Source organism: endosymbiont of Lamellibrachia barhami (assembly GCF_011947365.2).
GTDB lineage: Bacteria > Pseudomonadota > Gammaproteobacteria > Chromatiales > Chromatiaceae > QGON01.
On record NZ_JAAVSH020000001.1, the window covers coordinates 3,862,106 to 3,868,364 of the forward strand.

The window sequence follows — 6,259 nt, forward strand, 5'->3', positions numbered from 1 at the left end:
AAGTGTGCTGATTCAGTTACGTATTGCTCTCTTGTACCAACCCACACAGCCAGGTTGAAGGTCACCGTACTCTGCGGATCCCCGCCAGGACTACCGATTACTGTTATCATGCACTCCCTTTTCAAAAGAGTCTGTGGCGTAGCATTTGCCTTCACCAACAGGCAATTTCACTCCATCAGTGGAAATGGTAATATAATCTACCTGACTCATTGTTGGTGATGAATCAAATCCGTCCAACGTATGGGTTCTCAATTTGATACCAGTCTGATCTACGGCCTGGTAGGCACCCGGGTAGCGCAGCTCATTTGCACGTCCACTGATCCCCGTGTTATCAGCATGCGGTTGTCTCCACTCCCGGAATGACGACAAGTAGGGGTTGCTGTTGAAAACCTGCCTCCCTGTCGAAATCGAAGGAGTATAGTCTCTCTGCGAATAGCGACTCCTCAGGACAGGGGGTTCAATCCTGCGGTTGGGCAGCACGGGCATCCTTGCGCCCGGTTGACCAGCAGCACGATTTACCGGTCGAAAAGCGTAGCGTTGATATGGCTGAAACCTATCCAGGATGCGGGAGGCAGTATTTTTCGAGACAAAAGTTGCACGCTTACTTACAGCGGGCCTGTACTGCGGATTGGCAGCTGGCAGGTGCCTTTGCGCCAACGCACGATAGTCCCTCTGTACCGGCGAAACATTCATTGGCCGAAACCTGGGTTGAGCCATATGCTGCCGGACCGGTGGCCGATATCTCATTGGAGCGCGGGATGGCTGATAGGCCACGCGTGGAAGCTGTTGATTATTTGGTCGATAGGCTTTCTGCAGCGGTCGAAATCGATATCCCGCAACATAGACCGGGGCGGGAGCAGGGCGATGATTATAAGCCACCTGAGGACGATACTGGGGTGCATATCGGACAGGTGCAGGGTTCACTGCATATTGTCCGGCATAACGGGGCTGATGGTTCACATAGACAGGGGGGGCAAATCCCCGACCCTGATAAGACTGATGCTGTGGACGCCACCGGTTTGCGGGAACGGGATATCCAGCGACGGGACCGCGAAACGCCATACGCGGGGCATTTGCCTGTCGCAAGGGTCTGAAGCGGTATCCCTGGTAATAGTTTGCCGGCACACGAGGGTAAGCACGTACACTCTCATAACCACCGGAAAATCCTGCCTGGCGATTCCAATCGGGACGATAACGCCTCTGCTGATATTGCTGTTGCCTGGATACCTGGCCCCACTGCGGCGCATAACGATCAGCTTGCCATGCAGCCGGCGCTGCCTGATATCCTGCTGTTGAAGGATAAAAGGCCCAAGCCGATGCCCCAGGAAGCGCCAGCAAAAAAAGCGCGCCTAAGGAAAAAAAACGTAAACCTTTGGAATTCATCTATTTTCCACCTGTTTCGATATGCAGGAATTCATCTAAAAAGCGAGACACGTTCCATGCCTCAATCACAATGCACAGTTTAACTGCAAACTCCCTTCTGAAAAACCGTTTGCCCCTCATTTGGTGGAATTTTAATGCAATTCAGCTAAAGAAAAAGTACCAATCCACGCTATCTAGCCGATCTGTTTGGATTCAGTGGCCTAAAGCTGTTTGTATAGTCTCTTGCCTGAGAGGGCGACCAGCGGTTATTTCTATCCGAAAATCGTCTATTCGGTCGATACTTCAGCATCTGGTTGGCGCCATCCCAGACTATGGGAGCTGGCCTATTCGACTTTGCTTCCACGGGATCCCCTCTGAAACGGTATCTGTTTTCCCTCTTCTGTGCTTGCTGTCCCGTCGGTGAAATCGGATTCAGTCCATGTAGCCGTAATTGCTCGTCAGGTTCGATGGTTCGAAACCGAAACGCCCCTATCTGTGGCGAGATAGGGCGCACCTCCTCGACAGGGCGATAGACCCCTCGCGGAAGACTTGGGGGATTCACTAAACCTGGAGGCAGGAGGGCAGGCTCGACATTGTGCTCCAAGGCTTTCGGCGCCTGATATGCAGGCAACCCATACCCTTCCTGGGTCAATGGCCGCCAATGAAAAGTGCGGGGACTTCCGATAGTTGTAGAATGGGAAGTAGAAGCTTCTTCGAGCGGCCGAAAGGCATAACTTCGAGTATCGCTTACGGCTTCAGTCATGCTTAAAAAACACGCCAACGACCAACTCAAAGACAACCAGCCTATCCGAAGCAAAGTGATCACCTATTATTATTCATACCGATGCTAACAATAAAAGCCGACAAGCAACAGAATGTCCAGAAACTTAGATATTAGCAGCAGCTACACCGGCTTGAACCGGCCCTCAAAAACGTCAAGGGGACAGAAAACCAAGTATTCTGTCCCCTTATCTGTAACTCAATCACTCATCAGAAAAACCAACCCATTATTTCAGACGAATCCCCCGGCGTGCCGTTTTCTTACGCAGAGGAAGCGTTCTGACCTTGGGTGAAACGGATGTTGCGGCCTTTTTAGCGGGCTTTGCTGCACCGTTGCCGTTACCTTTCGCTTTAGCCGGGGTAGTGCTGGTTTTCTTTGCGCTGGCAGCAACCTTTTTCTTGGTCGCAACTTTTTTCAGCGTCGAAGGGCGTTTCTTCGCCCGCTTCGGGGTTGCTTTTGGAACAACTTTCGCTGCAACCGGTTGGGTGGTGGTTTCAGGTGAGTCTGCAGCCAGATTTACTACAGCCTCCTTTTGCTCACTTTTCGCCACATCGATAGCGGCATCGGGTTCATTAGCCGCAACCATACTGACTTCAGTTGTTTCCACACTCTCTTTGACGGGTGGAGCAGGCTTGGTAGCAACCGGTTCAGCCACCTTCTCAGGCGCCTTTTCCACGCTCTCCAGCTTCTTTTCGGCAGGCTTTTCAGCTGCAACTTCATCGGGGGAGTCGCTGTCAGGAACCGGCTTGCCAGACATTTGCGGTTCGGCTGCCTGGAAACTTTCAGCCACAGGAGCCGCTGCCACCGGGGCCGGAGCAGTCCCTGCCGGAGCGGGTGAAAACGCACCACCCCCACCAGAAGCCGGGCCACCTGTCCCACCGGAAGTGGGGGATGAGGGCGGGCTTCCTCCCCGTTTGGAAGATTTTTTAAACAGATCTGCCAACAATAGAAAGATGCCCCTGACCAAATAAAACACCATCATCAGTACAGCAGCCAACTTACCCCAAACCGCCACCCACAGCGGCGTTTTTGCTGGCGCAGCTTCAGGTGTCACCGGCTCCGCTGGGGCCGTGGTTGCCGCGCCTGCGGTCTCCAGCGCGGGCATCACCACTCCCGGTGGACAGGTGGCGGCGGCCACTTCGATCAGATCCTTGCCAGCAGCGATGCAACCCAATGGGATAACGATCAGGGTCAATACCGTGGAGACCAATACGCCGGAAGCCAGGGAAATCGCCATGCCCTGAAAAATCGGGTCAAATAAGATTACCGAGGAGCCACATACCAGAGCAAACGCAGTAATCATGATTGGACGCGTTCTCGTCTTACACGCCTGAATCACCGCTTCAACAACCGTACTGCCGCGCTGGAGCTCATGGATGGAAAAATCGACCAGCAGAATGGAGTTACGCACAATGATGCCGGCCAGTGCGATCCAGCCGATCATTGAGGTTGCCGTGAATTCGCCACCCCATCCCGCCTGAAAGAAGAGCATGTGCGCGGGGATGATACCCAACAGGGTCAGCGGGATCGGCGCCATGATGAGCGCGGGGATACGGAAGTTGCCAAACTCCCACACCACCAGAATATAGATCATGATGAGCGCCACCATGAAGGCTGCGCCCATGTCCCTGAACGTCTCATAAGTGACGGTCCATTCGCCCGCCCACTCGATCGAAGAGGTCGCATCATCCCTTGGCGGGCCCAACCAGAACGTATCCAGTGCAACACCATCCGGCGCGACATATTGCGCCTGTTCCAGCAAGTCCTGAACCTGAAGCATGCCGTATACCGGTGCCGCCAGCTTGCCGCCAACATCAGCTACGACATACTCCACGGCACGCAAGTCCTTATGGAAGATGATGTCCTCTTCGCGCACCTGCTCGAAGCGCCCCAACTCCCTGAGCGGCACAGCGACCCCGGTGGTCGACATAATGGGAATATCCCCCAGTCGGGTGATCTCAGAACGTTCCGCCAACGGCACCTGGATAACGATATTGATCGGCTCATGCCCAGCTCGCTGCTTGACATCACCCAGCGGCGTACCACCCAGAGACATACTCAGATTGCGGTTGATAGTGTCCACGGAGATACCACGCCTGACCGCTTTCTCCGTATCCACGATAAAGCGCCAATACATATAGGGGTCGCGCATGTAGTTATCCACATCACGCAGGCTCTCAGCCTTCTTGAAGAACTCAGTCAGATCACTGGCCACCTGGCGGCGGACTTCGGGACTCGGGCCATGAACCTCAGCAACCACGGACTGCAGCACCGGTGGCCCCGGCGGCATCTCCACCACAGCATATTTGGCGCCTGTGCCCTTCACCATCTTTATAAGATCCTGACGGGTCTGGGTGGCAATTTCATGACTACTGCGGTCACGTTTCGTTTTATGCAGCAGTTGTACCTGCACTTCAGCCTGCCAGGGACTCTTGCGCAGGTAGTAGTGACGCACCATGCCGTTGAAATCGAAGGGCTTCGAGGTTCCAGCGTAGACCTGCACCGCAGTCACTTCGGGGATGTGACGAATCATCTCCGCCATACGATGCGCCAGATTGGCGGTCACCGGCAACGCGGTTCCCTCGGGCATGTCGAGGACAATGGAAAATTCAGGCTTGTTGTCCAACGGCAGCATCTTTACCGCCACCCCGTTGAAATAGAAGAGGGAGCAGGCGGCAGCAAACGAACCCCACATCACCAGCTTGAAGAGACGCGCCTTGGCGGGCTTCTCGATCATCGGAATAAGAACCCGCCGGAACATGCCTTCCAGCTTCTCCGCTTCCTTGTGCTCCCTTTTACCCGCTGTCTCCAGATAGTTCATGGATGGCCGCAGCCAATGGGACATGGTCAGGTATGGGGTAAAGACGAATGCGGCAAATACTGAGATCAGCATTGCCGACGAGCCAAGGGCCGGAATCGGCTCCATGTAGGGCCCCATCATGCCGGAGACGAACCCCATCGGCAGCAGCGCCGCGATAACCGTGAAGGTGGCGAGGATCGTTGGGTTGCCCACCTCACGCACCGCATCGACCGCGGTATCAACGTCGGTCTTACCCTCTTCCAGCCAGCGACGGTAGATATTCTCAACCACCACAATGGCGTCATCCACCAGGATGCCAATGGAGAAGATCAGTGCGAACATACTCACCCGATCAATCGTGTAACCCATCAGCCAAGCGCTGAAGATGGTCATCAGCAGCACCACAGGAATAACCAGCACGACCACAATAGCCGGTCTGAAAGCACGAAACGCGGCCAGCACCAGCAGGAAAACAAAACCCGTAGCCACGAACAGTTTAAAGAGCAGGTCACTGACCTTGTCATCCGCACTCTTGCCATAATCGCGGGTGACGCTCACCTCCACATTATCAGGGATCAACGAGCCCTTGATGCTGTTCAGCCGCTGGATAATCGAGCTTGCAACGGTAACCCCGTTGGAGCCCTCTTTCTTCGCTACCGCAACGGTGACTGCAGGTACACCATCAGCCTTGATATTGGTCTCGCTCGCGGCCCCCGTATAGTAGGCGACCAGTTGCTTCGCATCCTCCGGCCCCTGTTTTACCCGCGCGATATCGTGAACATAAACCGGTATATCGTTGTGGGTGCCGACAACCAGGCGATTGATGTCCTCCACAGACCTGAGAAACGAACCGGTTACCACGGTAAAGTGGGTATCGCCCGACTCCTTACGCCGCCGCAGCCTGTTGTTCGCTGTTGGCGGTCTTGATGGTGTTCGCCACCTGATCGAGGCTGATGCCGAAACCCGCCAGCCGCTCCGGGAAGACCTCAATCGTCACCTGCTCCCGACGCCCACCCACCACAAAACCGTTGCCGGTATTCGGCAGCTCCTTGATCACCTGCAACACATCGTGAGCCAACATGCGTAGCTGCCCGTCATCCACATCCGGCGCGCCGTCCCCATCACATCCTTGGACCAGAGTGTCAGGGTGACCGCAGGCACATCATCGATCCCCTTAGCCTTCACCAGCGGCGGCATCACGCCAGGCGGAATCAGATCCATATTGGAATCGATCTTGTCGTTGACTTTGACCAACGACGGCCCCATATTCTCGCCCACATCGAATTCGATGGTGACGATACCGCCTCCCCGCTGAG

Annotated in this window: 4 protein-coding genes; 1 reads left to right on the forward strand and 3 read right to left on the reverse strand. The window is 55.0% G+C overall.

Annotation, left to right across the window (positions count from 1 at the left end; genetic code table 11):
- Positions 1 to 758: 758 nt before the first annotated feature.
- Complete coding sequence (locus G9Q73_RS17690; RefSeq protein ID WP_177420955.1) at positions 759 to 1,094, forward strand: hypothetical protein; 336 nt, start codon at positions 759 to 761, stop codon at positions 1,092 to 1,094.
- A gap of 1,275 nt (positions 1,095 to 2,369) precedes the next feature.
- On the opposite strand, the gene G9Q73_RS17695 is transcribed toward G9Q73_RS17690, so the two are convergent.
- The 3 genes from G9Q73_RS17695 to G9Q73_RS20750 all read right to left on the reverse strand — a co-directional run.
- Positions 2,370 to 5,777 (reverse strand): efflux RND transporter permease subunit, encoded by a 3,408-nt coding sequence (locus tag G9Q73_RS17695; RefSeq protein ID WP_439654699.1) that lies wholly within the window; start codon positions 5,775 to 5,777, stop codon positions 2,370 to 2,372.
- Between the two features lie 52 nt (positions 5,778 to 5,829).
- Positions 5,830 to 6,024 carry a hypothetical protein gene (locus G9Q73_RS20745; RefSeq protein WP_439654700.1) on the reverse strand — a complete coding sequence of 65 codons (195 nt, stop codon included), beginning with the start codon at positions 6,022 to 6,024 and terminating at the stop codon, positions 5,830 to 5,832.
- On the reverse strand, positions 5,997 to 6,259 hold a 263-nt coding region (locus G9Q73_RS20750; protein ID WP_439654701.1), incomplete at its 5' end, for a hypothetical protein. The genes G9Q73_RS20745 and G9Q73_RS20750, both read right to left, overlap by 28 nt.